This window comes from Paeniglutamicibacter cryotolerans, assembly GCF_014190875.1.
In the GTDB taxonomy this organism is placed as follows: domain Bacteria; phylum Actinomycetota; class Actinomycetes; order Actinomycetales; family Micrococcaceae; genus Paeniglutamicibacter; species Paeniglutamicibacter cryotolerans.
Genome location: NZ_JACHVS010000001.1, coordinates 2,309,225 through 2,326,124 on the forward strand (window position 1 = coordinate 2,309,225; position 16,900 = coordinate 2,326,124).

General features: G+C 65.0%; 14 protein-coding genes. 6 read left to right on the forward strand and 8 right to left on the reverse strand.

The window, feature by feature from the left end:
- Window positions 1-29 precede the first annotated feature (29 nt).
- Both E9229_RS10665 and E9229_RS10670 read left to right on the forward strand, forming a co-directional pair.
- Entirely contained in the window at window positions 30-827 is a 798-nt protein-coding gene (locus tag E9229_RS10665; RefSeq protein WP_183511186.1) for a glycerophosphodiester phosphodiesterase, read from the forward strand.
- Window positions 828-1,024: 197 nt separating this feature from the next.
- Entirely contained in the window at window positions 1,025-2,788 is a 1,764-nt protein-coding gene (locus E9229_RS10670) for an SLC13 family permease (protein WP_183511187.1), read from the forward strand.
- On the opposite strand, the gene cysC is transcribed toward E9229_RS10670, so the two are convergent.
- Window positions 2,783-3,964: an adenylyl-sulfate kinase gene (gene cysC / locus E9229_RS10675; protein WP_183511188.1), complete on the reverse strand. Its 1,182-nt coding sequence runs from the start codon at window positions 3,962-3,964 to the stop codon at window positions 2,783-2,785. The two genes, E9229_RS10670 and cysC, sit on opposite strands and share 6 nt — an antisense overlap.
- Window positions 3,965-4,226: 262 nt before the next feature.
- Between cysC and E9229_RS10680 the strand changes: the two genes are divergently transcribed.
- The 3 genes from E9229_RS10680 to cysN are packed head-to-tail and all read left to right on the forward strand — an operon-like array spanning window position 4,227 to window position 7,220.
- The gene (locus E9229_RS10680) at window positions 4,227-4,979 is read left to right on the forward strand and encodes a 3'(2'),5'-bisphosphate nucleotidase CysQ (protein WP_183511189.1); all 753 of its coding nucleotides are present in this window, start codon (window positions 4,227-4,229) and stop codon (window positions 4,977-4,979) included.
- Between the two features lie 55 nt (window positions 4,980-5,034).
- Entirely contained in the window at window positions 5,035-5,967 is a 933-nt protein-coding gene (cysD, locus tag E9229_RS10685) for a sulfate adenylyltransferase subunit CysD (protein ID WP_183511190.1), read from the forward strand.
- A gap of 2 nt (window positions 5,968-5,969) precedes the next feature.
- Window positions 5,970-7,220, forward strand: a complete 1,251-nt coding sequence (gene cysN / locus E9229_RS10690) for a sulfate adenylyltransferase subunit CysN (RefSeq protein WP_183511192.1) — start codon at window positions 5,970-5,972, stop codon at window positions 7,218-7,220.
- A gap of 71 nt (window positions 7,221-7,291) precedes the next feature.
- On the opposite strand, the gene nhaA is transcribed toward cysN, so the two are convergent.
- The 3 genes from nhaA to E9229_RS10705 form a co-directional block, all read right to left on the reverse strand.
- Complete coding sequence (gene nhaA, locus E9229_RS10695) at window positions 7,292-8,620, reverse strand: Na+/H+ antiporter NhaA (protein WP_183511193.1); 1,329 nt, start codon at window positions 8,618-8,620, stop codon at window positions 7,292-7,294.
- A 72-nt stretch (window positions 8,621-8,692) separates the two neighbouring features.
- Window positions 8,693-9,127, reverse strand: a complete 435-nt coding sequence (locus E9229_RS10700; protein ID WP_183511194.1) for a VanZ family protein — start codon at window positions 9,125-9,127, stop codon at window positions 8,693-8,695.
- A gap of 65 nt (window positions 9,128-9,192) precedes the next feature.
- Window positions 9,193-9,693 (reverse strand): DUF2505 domain-containing protein, encoded by a 501-nt coding sequence (locus E9229_RS10705; RefSeq protein ID WP_183511195.1) that lies wholly within the window; start codon window positions 9,691-9,693, stop codon window positions 9,193-9,195.
- A gap of 140 nt (window positions 9,694-9,833) precedes the next feature.
- Here E9229_RS10705 and mfd point away from each other — a divergent pair, with 140 nt between their 5' ends.
- Window positions 9,834-13,433 (forward strand): transcription-repair coupling factor, encoded by a 3,600-nt coding sequence (gene mfd / locus E9229_RS10710; RefSeq protein ID WP_183511196.1) that lies wholly within the window; start codon window positions 9,834-9,836, stop codon window positions 13,431-13,433.
- Window positions 13,434-13,529: 96 nt separating this feature from the next.
- Here the strand turns inward: mfd and E9229_RS10715 are convergent, their stop codons facing one another.
- From E9229_RS10715 to E9229_RS10730, 4 genes are all read right to left on the reverse strand, one after another.
- Entirely contained in the window at window positions 13,530-13,979 is a 450-nt protein-coding gene (locus E9229_RS10715; RefSeq protein WP_183511198.1) for a universal stress protein, read from the reverse strand.
- A gap of 171 nt (window positions 13,980-14,150) precedes the next feature.
- The gene (locus E9229_RS10720; protein WP_183511199.1) at window positions 14,151-14,390 is read right to left on the reverse strand and encodes a hypothetical protein; all 240 of its coding nucleotides are present in this window, start codon (window positions 14,388-14,390) and stop codon (window positions 14,151-14,153) included.
- A 48-nt stretch (window positions 14,391-14,438) separates the two neighbouring features.
- Window positions 14,439-15,110, reverse strand: a complete 672-nt coding sequence (deoC, locus tag E9229_RS10725) for a deoxyribose-phosphate aldolase (protein ID WP_183511200.1) — start codon at window positions 15,108-15,110, stop codon at window positions 14,439-14,441.
- Between the two features lie 18 nt (window positions 15,111-15,128).
- A complete protein-coding gene (locus tag E9229_RS10730) occupies window positions 15,129-16,871 on the reverse strand; it encodes a phospho-sugar mutase (RefSeq protein WP_183511201.1) in 1,743 nt (580 codons plus the stop codon).
- Window positions 16,872-16,900: the final 29 nt, after the last annotated feature.

Genomic DNA, 16,900 nt, shown 5'->3' on the forward strand with positions numbered 1-16,900 from the left:
GTGTCGTTCTCGTGGCCATGATCGCCAGCATGATGATGGCTGGATGTGTCGGCGGACAGGTGTCCACGGGCAAGGTCCCACCGGTCCACGGCCCCACATCGACATCCGGCGGGCTGATCTTGATTGCCCACCGGGGAGCGTGGCGTGTCTTTCCCGAGTCGTCGGCCGAGGCATTCGCCGCCATGGCCGGGACCGCCTACCCGATTGAATTTGACCTGAGGCGGCTGTCTGATGGGACACTGGTCCCCAGCCACGATGCGACGGCAGATCGGATCATGCAGGGGATTTCCGGACCTCTGGATCGCATCAACCCGGATCAATGGCGTGGCGCCTCCATCCGATCTCAGGACGGCACGTCGCTCGGAACGCCCACCACATGGGATGAAATCCTAGAGCGCTATGGCGGTAAAACAGTTTTGGTGCCAGAGCTCAAGCGCCCGGTTACCGATCTGGCCGGGTTCATTGCCTCGATTCTGGACCGCGGCATTCAGGACACAGTCATTGTCCAATCAGCCGACTACGAGGTATGCCAGGAACTTGCTGCAGCGGGTTTGCGGACGGTCCTGGTGATCCAGGGCGGGCAGCCGGTACCCACCCAGATCAAGGCCGACGGCATCGGGCACGTGGCGGTGTCCCGGGATCTTCCAGCATCGTACTTCAAGGAGCTAAAGGACGCCGGACTGGAAATCTGGGTTTTTCTGGTGAACCGGGCCGGGCCATTGCAGGAATACCTGGACCGGGGCGTGGCCGGGGTCTTTACCGATGATCCCTGGAAACTGGAAGAAGAACTTGCCGAAAGTGGCAGGACGGTGGCCGGGGGACCCTGAATCGGGGACGCTTCCAGCGCCGAGGCGGGGTGGAACCGCCGGTGCCCGCTAACGCCGCGGCTCCCGAACATTAGCTACGTCATGTCATCGCCCGTGCCGGCAGCACAAAACACCTAGAGACATGGGCCCTGAATCGTGATTATCTTGATCAATCTGGGGTGGGCCACGGGTCTAGGTATTCGTATGGGGGCTAAAGCATGGGGATCGAAGCTGTTCTAACGCTGTGCACGATTGGCGCCGTGCTCGTGACACTCGCGGTATCGCGGGTGTCGGCAGACATCATCTTGATGGGGGCAGTCTTGGTGCTCTTGCTGACCGGGGTGTTGAAACCGGCCGAGGCTTTTATCGGATTCGCGAATCCGGGGGTCATCACAGTAGCTGTACTTTATGTGGTTGCTGCGGGACTCAATGAAACCGGCGCTGTGCAATGGATAGCCCACAACCTGCTGGGCCGACCGAAATCGATCCGCGGAGCCTACACCCGACTGACCTTTCCCGTCGGCGGGCTCAGCGCCTTCCTGAATAACACCACTGTGGTGGCCATGATGATGCCAGCCGTGCAGGACTGGGCAGCAAGGCTGCGTATCCCGGCATCGAAGCTGCTTATCCCTTTGAGCTACATGGCGATCCTAGGCGGCACTGCGACACTCATCGGCACCAGCACGAACCTGGTTGTCGACGGATTGCTCCAAAGCCAACGCAACGTGTCGATGTCCATCTTCGAAATCTCCGCCATCGGTGTTCCGCTAATGATTGCAGGCGCATTGTTTTTGGTACTCTTCGGAAACAAGCTGCTGCCCAACCGGGCAGGCGCCCTGGAGCAACTGAAGTCGGCCCGTGAGTATGCCGTTGAATTTGTTGTCGATTCCAGCGGTCCGATCCCGGGCAAGAGCATCGCAACAGCGGGACTGCGCAACCTCACCCATGGATACCTCGCTGAAATCCAGCGCGAGGACCAGCTGATCACCGGCGTCGGACCCGACACTGTCCTGAACACAGGTGACAAACTGATGTTCATCGGGGACCCGCGCTGCGCCATCGAACTTCGCAAGACCCGAGGTCTGAGTCCGTCCGCAGGAGACGTTGGAAAGCTCGACGTGAACCACTACCAGCGCCGGCTTGTGGAGGTGGTAATTGGTCCGGACTTCGCCGGGCTCGGGAAGGCGATCAGGGAATCGCGGTTCCGCTCGCGCTACCAGGCCGTTGTCCTGTCCATATCACGTGGAGGTAATCGGCAGACCGGGAAGATCGGAGACATCGAGCTGCGCGTCGGGGATGCGCTGCTGCTGGAAACCAGCACGGACTTCGTTGAGCAGTACCGGTTCCGCCGGGACTTCATGCTCGTCAGCCCCATCAACGACGAATCGCCAGCAAACTTCAGGAAGGCCCCGATGGCCATCGCAATACTGGCCGTCATGATCCTGTTGAACGCCCTGGGGCTGGTCGATGTCATCGTGGCTGCGTTGCTCGCTGCAGGGGCAATGCTTGCCACCGGCTGTCTTGCGGTTGGCAAGGTTCGGCGCTATATCGACATGCAGGTCATCATCGTCATAGCGGCCTCCTTTGCGCTGGGCACCGCCATGGAAAAAACGGGTGCCGCAAGTACCCTCGCGAGCAGTCTGCTGGGCATCGGCGGCGGTCACTGGTCGGCGCTCGCTGGCGTTTATGTCAGCACCATGCTGTGTACCGAGCTGCTGACCAACAACGCGGCCGCCGTGCTGATGTTCCCCATCGCGATGGGGGTCGCCGACCAGTCGGGGGCGAACTTCATGCCGTTCGCCATCGTTGTCATGATCGCAGCATCGACCTCGTTCATTGTCCCGATCGGTTATCAAACCAACCTGATGGTGATGAGTCCCGGTGGTTACCGGTTCATGGACTTCGTGCGCATCGGCGTGCCGATGAGCATACTGACCGGGGCCATCTCGCTAGCGTTGATTCCGTTAATTTGGCCGCTATGAACCGGCCTGTTCTCCTGGATAGAGCCTGTCGATAATCAGGTCGACGGCTGTGGCTACCGGCACCAGCGTGGTATCGATGGTGAGGTCCGGTTCCAGCGGAGTCTCATAGGGGCTTGAAATGCCGGTGAAGTCTCCGATCAGCCCGGCCCGGGCCTTCGCGTAGAGGCCCTTGCGGTCCCGCTGCTCGCAGATTTCCAGTGGAGTGCTGACATGGACTAACAGGAACCCGCCGGCTTCCTCAGCCAGGGTCTTGAGTCGGGCCCGGGTCTCTTCGAACGGGGCGATTGGGGTGCAGATGGCAACACCACCGGCCTCGCTGACGCGTGCTGCGACCCACCCGATGCGTTCGACATTGGTTTCCCGGTCTTCCCTGCTGAATCCCAGGCCCTTTGAAAGGAACTGGCGGATGTCGTCCCCGTCCAGCAGGACGGCCCGATGCCGGTCCATCGTACGGATCCGGTCCAGCAGCTCCCGTCCCACCGTTGACTTTCCCGATCCGGAGAGACCACTGAGTAGGACAACCTTTCCCGCGTCGGCACGGTGGAGTGATTCCCCGTTCCGTGCGTCGAGGAGAACCTTGGCACGCAACCGGGCCAGGGGGATGGCTGCGGGGATGTCGGGTGGAACCACCAGGATTCCCGGATTCACAGCGCCCACGAGCCGGGAACCGGCTTCCAGCTCCGCAAGGAGTCCGGCGAAGTCCGGATTTCTGAATTCGGCGCTGGTCGTGATCAGGACGAACTGAATGGACGACGCCACTGTATTGCGGAACGACCTGATGCGCTCGAGCAGGACGGGGGTCGGGGCGCCATCGAGGAGGACCACTGGGGTGCCGGGCACAGGGGAGGTAATGCGGTTGCCGCGGAAGGGACCATGCTCGGCGCGCGCCAACGCGGATACTCCGCCGGCCAGCAACCTCGACGACGAAATGGAGGAAGCAGATTCCGGTGCCAGCTGCGCCCGGGCCAGCGGTGTCCTATCACGATCTGCCAGCAGCACCCCCGGTGCGCCGGTGAGTTCGGGGTGAGCCGGTGCACTGATCAGCGTGCCGACCATGCCGATCGGGTAGCTGAGCTCGTCGTTGATGAGGCCGCCTAAAAGCAGTTCAAGGGCATCCAGATCGCCGTCGGGCAGTGTCACCACCGGTAAGTGAAGCGTTTCATCCAAATCGCGCATGATCCCTACCTTTTCGGGAGACCGGTCCGGTTCGGACCATAAGCGGGAGTATAACCCGATGCGGACCCCGGGCCATAGGAAAGCAGGTAGTACCGCGGGTTGTCGAGTGGAGACGGGAGAAAACACCTGTAGCCTGCGCTATTTGGGGGCGGTCATACCTCTATCATCTGGCTTCCGATCATGGGTACAGTGACAGCACCACGTGCGGTGAGGGGAAACCACGTGGAATGACCTTGCTGGGGCGGGGAAGGGACCTGGGGAAATGAACGATGTGGAATGCGCCGTGGAACTGGCCGGCGGAGCGGGGGACGTCCTGAAAAGGGTACGTGCGCAGGCGTTGGAGCGCGGTATCGGCGGCAGGGAACTCAAGGACCTAGGAGACCGGGCGGCACAAGACCACTTGTCATCAGGGCTTGCCCGGCTGCGCCCGAATGACGCGGTGCTCTCCGAGGAAGCTGAAGACGACGGCGGCAGGGTCTCACACCAGCGGGTCTGGATCATCGACCCGTTGGATGGGACCCGCGAGTATTCCGAGCATCGCGATGATTGGGCAGTTCATGTCGCGCTGTGGGAAGCTGGGCGGCTCAGCGCCGGGGCGGTGGCATTGCCCGGTCTTGGTACCGTGTTGGATAGCGGACCCCATGGCCAGGCTGCGGGGGCAGCGCCGGGAGAGCCGATCCGGATCGCCGTATCCCGGACCCGTGCGCCGGCCGTCGTCGAGCAGGTCGCCCGACGGCTCTGCGCCACGCTTGTGCCCATGGGGTCGGCAGGCTACAAGATTTGTGCGGTGATCCGTGGCGAGGTGGACGCCTATATCCATGCAGGGGGCCAATACGAGTGGGACTCCGCTGCTCCGGTGGCAGTGGCCCGTGCCCGCGGCTTCCACACCAGCAGAATCGATGGAACCCCGCTGCTATATAACCGGCCAGATCCGTACCTGCCGGATCTGGTGGTCTGCGGACCACACCTTGCGCAACGGATCCTCGAAGCCATCGCAGAGGGTGACCTTCCATGAAGCACGAGCATGGCGGGCCGGGAAAAAACCTATTGGATCGGGAAGGAACTAGAAAATGACAGTCACGCAGAATTCCCGCCGGGCAGCACTCAGATACCGGCTTGACCAGCTCTCGGCCCTCGAAGCGGAATCAATCTTCATCATCCGCGAAGTCGTTGCCGAGCTCGAACACCCGGCAATGCTCTTTTCCGGGGGCAAAGACTCCGCCGTGATGCTCCACTTGGCGTCCAAGGCCTTTGCTCCAGCAGCGATTCCTTTTCCCATGGTCCACATCGATACCGGTCACAACTTCAAGGAAGTGCTCGAGTTCAGAAATGCCGAGGTAGCGCGGCGGGGAGTAAGGCTTGTAGTTGGATCCGTCCAGGAAGCCATCGATGCAGGTTCAGTGGCCCAAGAAAAGAACGGTTCGCGGAACCGTATCCAGACCCCGGTGCTCTTGGAAACCATTGAACGTCATCGCTTCAACGCGCTCATGGGTGGTGCGCGCCGAGACGAAGAGAAGGCCCGAGCCAAAGAACGGATCTTCTCGTTCAGAGACGAGTTCGGGCAGTGGGATCCAAAGAACCAGCGTCCGGAGCTATGGGGACTGTTCAACACGCGGCTGAACCACGGCGAGAGTATCAGGGTCTTCCCGATCTCAAACTGGACCGAGCTGGACATCTGGAACTACATTGCTCGGGAAAAAATCGCCCTGCCATCGATCTACTACGCCCACGAACGGGAGGTTTTCGAGCGCAACGGCATGCTTTTTGGGGTTCATGAGTTCTGCCAACCGCTGGACGGCGAAAGGGTTTCGGTCCAGACGGTGCGTTACCGCACTGTGGGTGATGCCAGCCTGACTGCAGCCGTCCGTTCCGAGGCCAGCACGGCCGAAGAAATCGCCAACGAGGTCGCTCAGACGCACGTTACCGAGCGCGGGGCAACACGCGGTGATGACCAAGTCAGCGAAGCGGCAATGGAAGACCGCAAGAAGGAAGGGTATTTCTAACCATGGACCTCTTACGCATTGCCACGGCGGGATCCGTAGATGACGGGAAGAGCACTCTCATTGGGCGGCTGCTCTTTGATTCGAAGGCGATCTTTACTGATCAACTGGAAGCAGTAGAGAAGACCAGCAGGGAACGCGGCTCGGAGTTCACCGATCTGGCACTGCTGACTGATGGGTTGCGAGCCGAGCGGGAGCAGGGCATCACCATCGATGTCGCCTACAGGTACTTCGCTACGCCCAAACGGAAGTTCATCGTCGCCGATACCCCCGGGCACATCCAATACACCAGGAACATGGTCACCGGGGCCTCGACCTCAGACCTCTCCATCGTGCTCGTGGATGCGCGGAAGGGCATGGTCGAACAGAGCCGACGACATACCTTCCTGGTCTCGCTGCTCGCGGTCTCGCACCTGGTTGTTGCGGTAAACAAAATGGACCTGGTCGATTGGTCCGAGGAGGTGTATGACGAGATCCGACAGGAGTTCGTCGACTACGCCACCCGGCTGAACATCGCCGATATCACCGTCATCCCACTTTCGGCGCTCACCGGAGACAACGTGGTCAACCGGTCGCTGAACATGCCATGGTACGAGGGGCCTTCGTTGATGCACCACCTGGAAAACGTCCAGGTGGCCAGCGACAGGAACATGGTCGATGTCCGCTTCCCGGTCCAATGCGTGATCAGGCCGCACAGCAACGAATTCCACGACTACCGGGGATATGCCGGACAGGTTGCCAGCGGTGTCCTGAAAAAGGGGGATGAGGTCATTGTCCTGCCAAGCGGCCTGCCCTCGACGATCAAGGAGGTTTCGACGGCCGACGGACCGGTGGCCGAAGCATTCCCTCCGATGTCGGTGACCATCCGACTGGAGGATGACATCGACGTCTCCCGGGGAGACATGATCGTGCGCCCTAACAACCAGCCGATTGTGGCCCAGGACCTCGAGGCAATGGTTTGCTGGATGAGTGAGAAGCCGTTGCAGGCCGGTCAGAAGCTGGCGATCAAGCACACGACGCAGTCGGCCCGGACCCTGGTCAAGGGGTTGCGGTACGCGCTGGACATCAACACGCTGCACCGTAATGAGACGGCCACGCAGCTGTGCCTGAACGAAATCGGAAGGGTCACGCTGCGGACCACGAAACCGCTGTTGGCCGATGAATACCGGCGTAACCGCAGCACCGGAGGATTCATCCTGATCGATGAGGCAACGAACAACACGGTGGCGGCAGGCATGATCCTCGAGGCCAGCTGACGCGCCGCCCGGGCGATGTGCAATGGGCCCCCGATTCTGGAGGAATCAGGGGCCTTTGGCCTCGGCCTGAACTACTGGAATGTGTCGGGGATCCCGTCGCCATCGGCATCGATCTTGTCGCGTGCGGCTATCTCGCGGTAGCGCTTGTTGCGCGGGATCAACCAGAGCGAACCAATCACCGCTGCCAGGACCGAGGCGAGCAGGATCGCCACCTTGGCGTGGTCGTAGTGGGGGGATTGGAGTCCAAAGGACAACTCGGACACCAGCAGCGAGACGGTGAAGCCGATGCCCGCCAGCAGCGTGACACCCAGCAGGTCGCCCCATTTCACATCCGGATCCAGGTTGGCCTTGGCGCTGCGGGTGACCAGCCAGGTGGAGGCCATGATGCCGATGGGCTTGCCCAGGAGCAGGCCCAACACGATGCCCCAGAGCACCGGATCCCCAAGGGCCGAGGCGATTCCGGAGGCGCCCCCGATGGCCACCCCGGCGGCGAAGAACGCGAAAATCGGGACGCAGAGGCCACTGGAGAGCGGGCGGAAACGGTGTTCAAACGTCTCGGCCAGGCCCGGTTTATCCGGTGCGTCCTTGCGTGTCACGGGAACACAGAAGCCGAGCACGACGCCGGCAATGGTGGCGTGGATGCCCGAGCCGAAGACCAATGCCCAGGCGATGAGGCCCAGCGGCAGCAGGATCAGCCACGGAGCCCAGCGCTTCGTCGCAAAGAACCGGGGCCACTTGTGGGCGAAGAATGCGTAGAGCGCGATCGGCACGATGGCCATCAGCAGGTACGGGGGGCGCAGCTCGTCGGTGAAGACGAAGGCGATGATGATGATGGCGATCAGGTCGTCAACCACTGCCAGGGTGAGCAGGAAGATGCGCAGCGGGGAGGGAAGGTTCGAACCGATGACGGCCAGGACGGCCACGGCAAAGGCGATGTCGGTGGCGGTGGGGATCGCCCAGCCGCGCAGCGTTTCGCCGCCCGAGCTGGCGTTGATGGCCACGAAGATCACCGCGGGAACCAGGACGCCGCCGAATGCGGCGGCGACGGGGACCACCGCACGCTTGAAGTCGCGCAGGTCGCCGGCGACGAATTCCTTCTTCAGTTCGAGCCCGACCAGGAAGAAGAACACCGCCAAAAGTCCGTCGGCCGCCCAGTGGCCCAGGGAGAGGTTCAGGTCGATACCGGCGATTTCGAAGCCGATGTGGAAGTCGCGCAGTGCGAAGTAGGCGCCGGATGCGGGGGAGTTAGCCCAGACGATGGCCAGCAGGGCACCGACGATCAGGACCAGGCCGCCGACGGTTTCCTTGCGCAGGATTTCGCCGATGCGCAGGTTTTCGGCATAGCTGCCGCGTCCGAGGACGGTGCGCGGCTTGGGTGTGGGGGGTGGGGATTGGCTCATGGAGTAGCACCGATTCTTTTTGGGTCCATTGAATTATCGCCGACCAGACTTCCCGGCACACCGTCGTCAATCCTAGCGCGTTTTGAACCGGATCCGTTCAAAAAGGATGAAGCATCCAGCTCCGGCTGCTGCTCCGAGGGTATTGGCTGCCACGTCGAGCAGGCTGGCGGTGCGCTGGTCCAGGAAGAGGAGCTGGGTCGATTCAATGGCGATCGAAGTGCCCAGCCCGATTAGCGTGGGGGCCCACCAGCAGCTGCGGGGGAGCATCACCGCAAGAATGAATCCGAACGGCAGGAACATCACCACATTGGAGAGCCACTCGACCAACGCATAGTCGAACCAGGCGGGAACGCCGTGGGAATGCAGCCAGGCCAGGGCCGCCGTGAGGAAGCGGCCGGAATTTCGGTCCACGGGGGTGGGCCAGAAGACGACGGCGGCCAGCGCCACGAGATAGGCGAGCAGGATCCCGGCTATCAGGCGGTGCCGGGGGTGCGGTGCGCTGAACACGGCTGCTCTTTTCGCGTGGCGGGGGGCCGGGGACCGATGGGTCACCCGGCCCGCGAAGTGGTCGGTTAGGCGCTGCGGGTGTTCCAGACGGCAAGCTGGTCGGCCTGCAGCTTCAGCGCCTTGCTGATGAACGGCTCGGCTGCCGAGGCGATCTTGCCGCCCAGGAACGGGATGGAGGAGGTGACCTGTCCATCGAGGGTCAGGCGTGAACCAGCGTCCGTGGCATCGACGCGCTGTGTGGCGGCCACGTTGACGGGGATGCCGGCAACGGTGACGGCGACCTGGGCTGAGCGGGAACCATCGGTGCCCGGGGCGGACCAGGATTCCTTCTGCGTCACGTCGACCGTGGCGCCGACGAACTTGCGGGCCATCTCCGGGGCGCGGTCGGTGGGCACTGCCCGGACGGTACTCAGTTCGAAGGCCCCGGAGGTGTCGCCGGACAGGGTGAACTCCTTCAGAGTGCCGCCGACGATGGCGGTGATGTGCTCGGCGAATCCGCGATCGGTCAAGGTCGCGAGGACCTCGGCGGGGGAGTAGGACAGGTCGGTGCTGGCATTCAGGGCCACGGGGATTTCCTCCACGGTTCGGGGGTGGTACCACTCCAGCGTACCGGTGCGACGGTACGCTAGAGGGAACCACGCCCCGGGGTCCGCCATGGATTCCGGGTGCTTGTGTTGTCCGCTGAACCTTCCGGAAGGAACCATCCATGGGTCTCGTAGGCCTCCGTACAGCCCTCGCCGCCGATACCTCCTACGCCCGGGTGCGCGCCAATGCGCGCGAACCGTTCGCCAACCGCAGCCCGGAGCTGGAGATCGCGGCTCCGACGGGGCTGCGCGCGGCACTGGTGGCCGAGGTCGTCGATGGACTGGAGGATGCGGAACGCAATGGACTGCCCGGGGTGGTGCTGGCGATCACCGCCACCGAACGCGAAACCGAGGACCTGGCCGCCGCGCTGCGTGCCTACCTGCCCGATGCCGCCGTCGCCGAGTTCCCGGCCTGGGAAACGCTGCCGCACGAGCGCCTGTCGCCGCGCTCGGACACCGTCGGGCGCCGCCTGCACGTGCTGCGCCGGCTGCACCTGAAGGACGCCGCGTTGCGGGTCATCGTGGCACCGGTGCGCTCGGTGCTGCAGCCGCTGGTCAAGGACCTGGGCAAGCTGGCACCGGTGCACCTGCGCGTGGGCGAGGAACCCGGGTTCACCGAGGTGGTCAGGGAGCTGGCCGCTGCCGCCTACGCCCGGGTCGACATGGTCACCCACCGTGGCGAGTTCGCAGTGCGCGGCGGCATTCTCGATGTCTTCCCGCCCACCTCGGACCACCCGGTGCGCATCGACTTCTTCGGCGACGAGATCGAGTCCATGCGCTACTTTTCCATCGCCGACCAGCGCTCGCTGGGTACCCCCGAGGAGGGCCCGGCAAGTATCGAGGCCCCGCCCTGCCGTGAACTGCTGATCACCCCGGCCGTGATGTCCCGGGCGGCGAAGCTGAAGTCCGCCCTGCCCGGCGCCGCCGACATGCTCGAAAAGATCGCCGGGGGCATCGCCGTCGAGGGCATGGAGTCCCTCGCCCCGGTGCTCGTGGACGGCATGGTCCCGTTCGTCGGGCTGCTGCCCGATGAGTCCATTGCCATCGTCATGGAGCCAGAACGCGTGCGTGCCCGCGCCCACGACCTTTCGGCCACCAACGCGGAGTTCCTTGCCGCTGCCTGGTCCACAGCCTCCGACGGCGGCGCCGCACCCGTGGACCTGGCCCAGGGGCAGGGGGCCAGCGCCGCCCTTGACACCGGCAACTTCGCCACGCTGGCCGAAACCCGGGCCACCGCGCTGGAGGACGAGGTCAGCTGGTGGTCTCTGACCTCGCTGGGTGCCGACGCGGAACTGCTGCCGGAACACGACTCGATCCGGGTCGCCGCCCGTGAACCGCGCGGCTACCAGGGCGAGGTGGCGGAGATGATGGACTTCATCGGGGAACGGATCGCCGCGGATTGGCGGATCGTGGTGGCCACCGACGGACCGGGCCCGGCCCAGCGTCTGGCCGAACTGTTCCACGACGCGGAGATCCCCTGCCACCGCATCGATTCGCTGGATGGGGATCCCACGCCGGGACTGATCGAGATCACCACCGCCGTGGCCGGGCGCGGCTTCGTCTTCGACGGGCTGAAGCTGGGCCTGCTCACCGAGGCAGACCTGTTGGGCCGCTCCAGCGCCTACTCGGTGAAGTCCGGGCGCAAGCTCGCCGCCCGGCGCCGCAACGCCGTGGATCCGATGCAGCTGACCGAGGGCGACTTCGTCGTGCATGAACAGCACGGCATCGCCCGCTTCAAGGAGCTGCTGCAGCGCAAGGTCGCCGGTGGCTCCGGGCCCGAGGCGCTGCGCGAGTACATGGTGCTTGAATACGCGCCCTCAAAGCGCGGGGCGCCGGGAGACCGGCTGTTCGTGCCCACCGACCAGCTGGATCAGATCACCCGCTACGTCGGCGGGGAGACCCCGGTGCTTTCCAAGATGGGCGGCGCCGACTGGTCCTCCACGAAGTCCAAGGCGCGCAAGGCGGTCAAGGAGATCGCCGGGGACCTGATCCGGCTGTATTCGGCCCGGATGGCCAGCCGCGGGCACGCGTTCGCGAAGGACACCCCCTGGCAGTCGGAGTTGGAGGAGGCGTTCCCGTATGTGGAGACGCCGGATCAGTTGACCACCATCAACGAGGTCAAGTCCGACATGGAGCGGGAGATCCCGATGGACCGGCTGATCTCCGGCGACGTCGGCTTCGGCAAGACCGAGATCGCCGTGCGTGCTGCGTTCAAGGCGGTGCAGGACGGCAAGCAGGTGGTGGTGCTGGTGCCGACCACGCTGCTGGCGCGCCAGCAACACGAGACGTTCACCGAACGCTTCTCCGGCTTCCCGGTGAGGGTGCGCACCCTCTCGCGCTTCCAGGGCACCAAGGAGACCAAGGACGTGATCGAGGGGCTGAAGAACGGCTCGGTCGACGTGGTCATCGGCACCCACCGGCTGCTTTCGGATTCGGTGGCGTTCAAGGACCTGGGCCTGGTCGTGGTGGACGAGGAACAGCGCTTCGGCGTCGAGCACAAGGAACAGCTCAAGAAGATGCGCACCAACGTGGATGTGCTCTCGATGTCGGCCACGCCGATCCCGCGCACGCTGGAGATGTCGCTGACCGGGATCCGCGAAACCTCCACCCTGGCCACACCGCCGGAGGAGCGCCACCCCGTGCTCACCTATGTCGGGGCGCGCACCGATCAGCAGATCAGTGCGGCGATCAAGCGCGAGCTGATGCGCGAGGGGCAGGTGTTCTTCGTGCACAACCGGGTCTCCTCGATCGAGAAGGTAGCCGCCGACCTGCGTGAACTGGTGCCCAACGCGCGGATCGAGGTGGCGCACGGAAAGATGAGCGAGTCGCGGCTCGAACAGATCATCGTGGACTTCTGGGAGAAGAAGTTCGACGTGCTGGTATCCACCACCATCATCGAAACGGGGCTTGACATCTCCAACGCGAACACGCTGATCGTCGACCGGGCCGACGCCTACGGGCTCTCGCAGCTGCACCAGCTGCGCGGGCGCGTGGGCCGCGGGCGCGAGCGGGCCTACGCGTATTTCCTGTGGAACGCGGAGAAGCCGCTGGGCGAGGTGGCCCTGGAACGGCTCAAGGCGGTGGCAGCGCACAATGAGCTCGGATCGGGCTACCAGCTGGCGATGAAGGACTTGGAGATCCGCGGTGCGGGCAACCTGCTCGGCGGGGAACAGTCCGGGCACATCGCCGGTGTCGGGTTCGATTTGTACCTGCGCCTGGTCGGCGAGGCGGTGGCCGACTTCAAGGGCGATGCCGAGCAGAAGGTCCCGGACATGAAGATCGAGCTGCCGGTCAACGCGCACCTGCCGCACGATTACGTGCCCGGCGAGCGGCTTCGCCTGGAGGCGTACCGCAAGCTGGCCGCGGCGTCGGACCTTGAGTCCATCGCCGAGGTGCTGGCCGAGCTCACCGACCGCTACGGCGAACCGCCGGCAGCCGTGGCCAACCTGCTGGAGGTGGCACGGATCCGGGTGCGCGCGCGGACGGCCGGGCTGAGCGATGTCGCCATGCAGGGCAACTTCATCAAGTTCGCCCCGGTTCACCTGCCCGAGTCCCGCGAGATGCGGCTGCTGCGGATGTACAAGGGGGCGCAGCTCAAGCCGGTGCTCGCCGCGGCGCTGATCCCCAAGCCCAAGACTTCCCCGGTGGGCGGGCGGGACCTGGTGGACGAGGCTATCTTGGCCTGGACCTCGGACGTGCTGAAGAACATCTTCGACGCCTGAGCCGTCCCGGCAGTTCGCACCGGGAACGCCGAAGGCCGGCGGCGCAGCTCGCGTGGATGCGCCGCCGGCCTTCGGTGGTTTGCGTGGTGCTGGCTGCTACGTGGCGTCGCTGATCGTGCGGTCGTGGTGGATCAGTACCGGGCAGGACGCGTGGGCGGCCAGCGAGGTCGAAACCGAGCCGAGGACCATGCCGGCGAAGCCGCCGCGGCCGCGGGTGCCCAGTACCAGCAGTTCGGCGTACTTGCTGGCATCGAGCAGGACCCTGACGGGGGAGCCCTTGAGCACGTTCACCTGGAGGCCGTCCGGAACCTGGTGGCCGAAGGCCTCCTTGACCACCTCGTCCACGAGGATCCGGGCATCGCGCTCGGGGTTCCATTCGGCGGTGTAGTGCTCCAGGGCGACGCGAGGCTGCCAGGCGCCGAGGACCTCGAGATGGTGTCCCAGGGCCCGGGAGATGGTCGCCGCATAGCGCAGTGCGGCGACCGATTCGGGCGATCCGTCGACTCCGACAATGACCTTGGCTGGTGCGTTGGCTGGCTGGGTCATTTCGTGTACTGCCTTCCGGTCGGCTTCGGGCGATGTCATTTCACCCTCGGAACAAGCTTAGCCGCACGCCACACCGGTTTTCTACCAATTGTAGAAATACAATGCATGGGACCGGTTAAACACGTGGGACCCGGCCTGTTGGCCGGGTCCCACGGGGAAAATCCCGGAGTGCTACTCGCCGTCGGCGTGCACGTGGGTGTCGCCGCGGCCCAGGACGTGCTGCGGGACCATCAGGGCGATCATGACCAGCACGAAACAGCTGATGCCGGGCAGCCAGGCGTTGTCCAGCGACCAGAAGGACAGTGCATAGATGCCGCCGGCAAAGCACACGAAGAGGATGAGGAACGCAACGACGTTCCCCGCGAAGTGGCCCTGGCCCGAGTGGGCCTTGTTTCTGCCGTTCGAATACACAGCGATTCTCCTTGGTTAAGTGTCAATCACGAGGCGCCTCCGGCCGGCTTAGTAGCCGGTGGTGCCCTGTTCTCCTTCTACAATAGCAACTCCGGAGCTGGAGCCGAGCCTTGTGGCGCCAGCGTCGATCATGGCGCGTGCTGTTTCCATCGAGCGGACCCCGCCCGAGGCCTTCACTCCCATCTCCGGGCCCACGGTCGAGCGCATCAGTGCGACGTCCTGCACCGTTGCCCCGCCGCCGGCGTAACCGGTGGAGGTCTTCACGAAATCGGCTCCGGCGGCGACCGATGCGCGGCAGGCAATGACTTTCTGGTCGTCGGTGAGCAAAGCCGTCTCGATGATGACCTTCAAGATGGCCCCGCCCGCATGGACGGCTGCGGCGACGGCGGTGATGTCGGCAGCCAGGGCAGCCTCGTCGTTGGCCTTGGCAGAGGCGATATCGATGACCATGTCGATCTCGTTCGCACCGTCGGCAATGGCCCGGCGGGCCTCGAAGACCTTCGAATCGGTGGTGGTGGCGCCAAAGGGGAATCCGATCACCGAGCAGGTCAGCACGCCCGAGCCGGCCAGTGCCGCGGCGACGGCGGGAACCCAGATCGGGTTCACGCAGACCGACTTGAAGTGGTATTTCGCTGCCTCGGCGCAGATCCGGGCGATGTCCTGCGCGCCGGCGTCGGGTGCCAGGAGGGTGTGGTCGATGTAGGAGGCGATCTCGTTCATGGTGTGGGGTCCTCGGTGTTAGGTGGTGGGAAGGCCGAGCGCGGCTGACAGGTCGGCCCGCAGGGCGGTCAGCCGTCGTGCTGCCGCCGCACGTGCAGCGGGAAGCGCCGACGCGTCGGCGACGTCGTCGATGGTTTCCAGGTAGCACTTGAGCTTGGGTTCGGTGCCGCTGGGGCGCACGATGGCACGGGTGCGGTCGGCCGTCTCGAAGACCAGCGCGTCGGTCGGGGGCAGGTCGCCGCCGGGCGCCAGGTCGGCGAATCCGGTGACGGGGGATCCGGCAAGCATCGCCGGGGGAGCGGTCCGCAGTGCGGCCATCATCGAGCCGATCAGGTCCAGGTCGGCCACGCGGACCGAGAGCTGGTCCGTGGTGTGCAGGCCGTGGGCCAGGGAGAGCCGGTCCAGCGCGTCGGGGATGGAGCTTCCGGCGGCCTTGAGCCGCGCGGCCAGCCGCGCCAGTAGCAGCCCGGCGGAAATCCCGTCCTTGTCCCGTACGAGTTCGGGCGCCACGCAATAGCCCAGCGCTTCCTCGTAGCCGAAGGCGAGGCCCGGCACCCGGGCGATCCACTTGAAACCGGTCAGGGTCGCGCGGTGTCCGATGCCGTGAGCGGCGGCGATGGAGGCGAGCTGGCGCGAGGAAACGATGGAGTTGGCAAAAAGGGTGCCGTCCCCGGGATTCCGGTTGCGGGCGATCTCCTCGCCCAGCAGGGCACCGAGCTCGTCCCCGCGCAGCATGCGCCAGCCGGTACCCGGGAAATCGACGGCCGCGGCGCAGCGATCGGCGTCGGGGTCGTTGGCGATGACCAGGTCCGCGCCGCGGGCCGCGGCCAGGGCCAGGGCCAGATCAAGTGCGCCGGGCTCCTCGGGGTTGGGGAAGTCGACGGTGGGAAATTCCGGGTCCGGTTCCCATTGCTCGGGCACGGGTGCGACGGAAGCGAACCCGGTCTGCGCCAGCGCGGACGCCATCGTGTGGCCGCCGACCCCGTGCAGCGGGGTCAGCACGATGTCCAGCGAGGCGCGGGCAGCCGACTCCTGCTGCGGATTGCCGGCCACGGCGGCGACGGCGGCGATGTACCGGGCCTCGATGTCGCCGTCCTGCCCGGATCCGGGCAGCACCGACCAGCCGGAGCCGGCCAGCGCTATCTCGCAGATCGGTTCGTCGTGATCGATCAGCGCGGCAATCGCCGCGTCGGTCGGCGCCACGATCTGTGCACCCTGCCCGGCATCGGAGATCGCCCGCCCGCCGAGGTACACCTTGTATCCGTTGTCCGCCGGCGGGTTGTGGCTAGCCGTGACCATGACACCGGACTCGGCGCCGAATGCACGCACGGCCCAGGCCAGCACCGGGGTGGGCAGGGCCGCGGGCAACAGCAGCGTCCGGACGCCGGCGGCGGTGAAGATCGCCGCAGATTCCGCAGCGAAGACATCGGAATTGTGCCTGGCGTCGTAGCCGACCACTGCCGTCGGGACGTAGTCCCCGGCTGCCGTGGCATTCAGGAAGCGGGCGATGCCCGCGGCCGTGCGGCGCACCACCATCCGGTTCATCCGATTCGGTCCGGGGCCCAAGGCCGCCCGCAGTCCGGCGGTGCCGAAGGCCAGGTTGCCGGCGAAGGCATCGGCAAGCTCAGCGGCGGCGGCCGCGTCGTGGACCGCCGCATCGATCAGCTCGAGCAGCAGTGCGCAGGTAGCCGGGTCGGGGTCCTGGGCGGCCCAGGCGCGGGCCGCCGCGATAGTGCCGGTCTCTTGCGGGGTGGTGGTCATGCTGGTGGATCCGTTCTGCAGGTGGCCGG

What these genes read in the sequence shown, in the direction of transcription:
- E9229_RS10665 (WP_183511186.1), top strand. Translation starts at nt 30, where the DNA reads ATGATGATGGCTGGATGTGTCGGCGGACAGGTGTCCACGGGCAAGGTC.
- E9229_RS10670 (WP_183511187.1), top strand. Translation starts at nt 1,025, where the DNA reads ATGGGGATCGAAGCTGTTCTAACGCTGTGCACGATTGGCGCCGTGCTC.
- mfd (WP_183511196.1), top strand. Translation starts at nt 9,834, where the DNA reads ATGGGTCTCGTAGGCCTCCGTACAGCCCTCGCCGCCGATACCTCCTAC.
- cysD (WP_183511190.1), top strand. Translation starts at nt 5,035, where the DNA reads ATGACAGTCACGCAGAATTCCCGCCGGGCAGCACTCAGATACCGGCTT.
- nhaA (WP_183511193.1), bottom strand. Translation starts at nt 8,620, where the DNA reads ATGAGCCAATCCCCACCCCCCACACCCAAGCCGCGCACCGTCCTCGGA.
- deoC (WP_183511200.1), bottom strand. Translation starts at nt 15,110, where the DNA reads ATGAACGAGATCGCCTCCTACATCGACCACACCCTCCTGGCACCCGAC.
- E9229_RS10730 (WP_183511201.1), bottom strand. Translation starts at nt 16,871, where the DNA reads ATGACCACCACCCCGCAAGAGACCGGCACTATCGCGGCGGCCCGCGCC.
- cysC (WP_183511188.1), bottom strand. Translation starts at nt 3,964, where the DNA reads ATGCGCGATTTGGATGAAACGCTTCACTTACCGGTGGTGACACTGCCC.
- E9229_RS10715 (WP_183511198.1), bottom strand. Translation starts at nt 13,979, where the DNA reads ATGACCCAGCCAGCCAACGCACCAGCCAAGGTCATTGTCGGAGTCGAC.
- cysN (WP_183511192.1), top strand. Translation starts at nt 5,970, where the DNA reads ATGGACCTCTTACGCATTGCCACGGCGGGATCCGTAGATGACGGGAAG.
- E9229_RS10680 (WP_183511189.1), top strand. Translation starts at nt 4,227, where the DNA reads ATGAACGATGTGGAATGCGCCGTGGAACTGGCCGGCGGAGCGGGGGAC.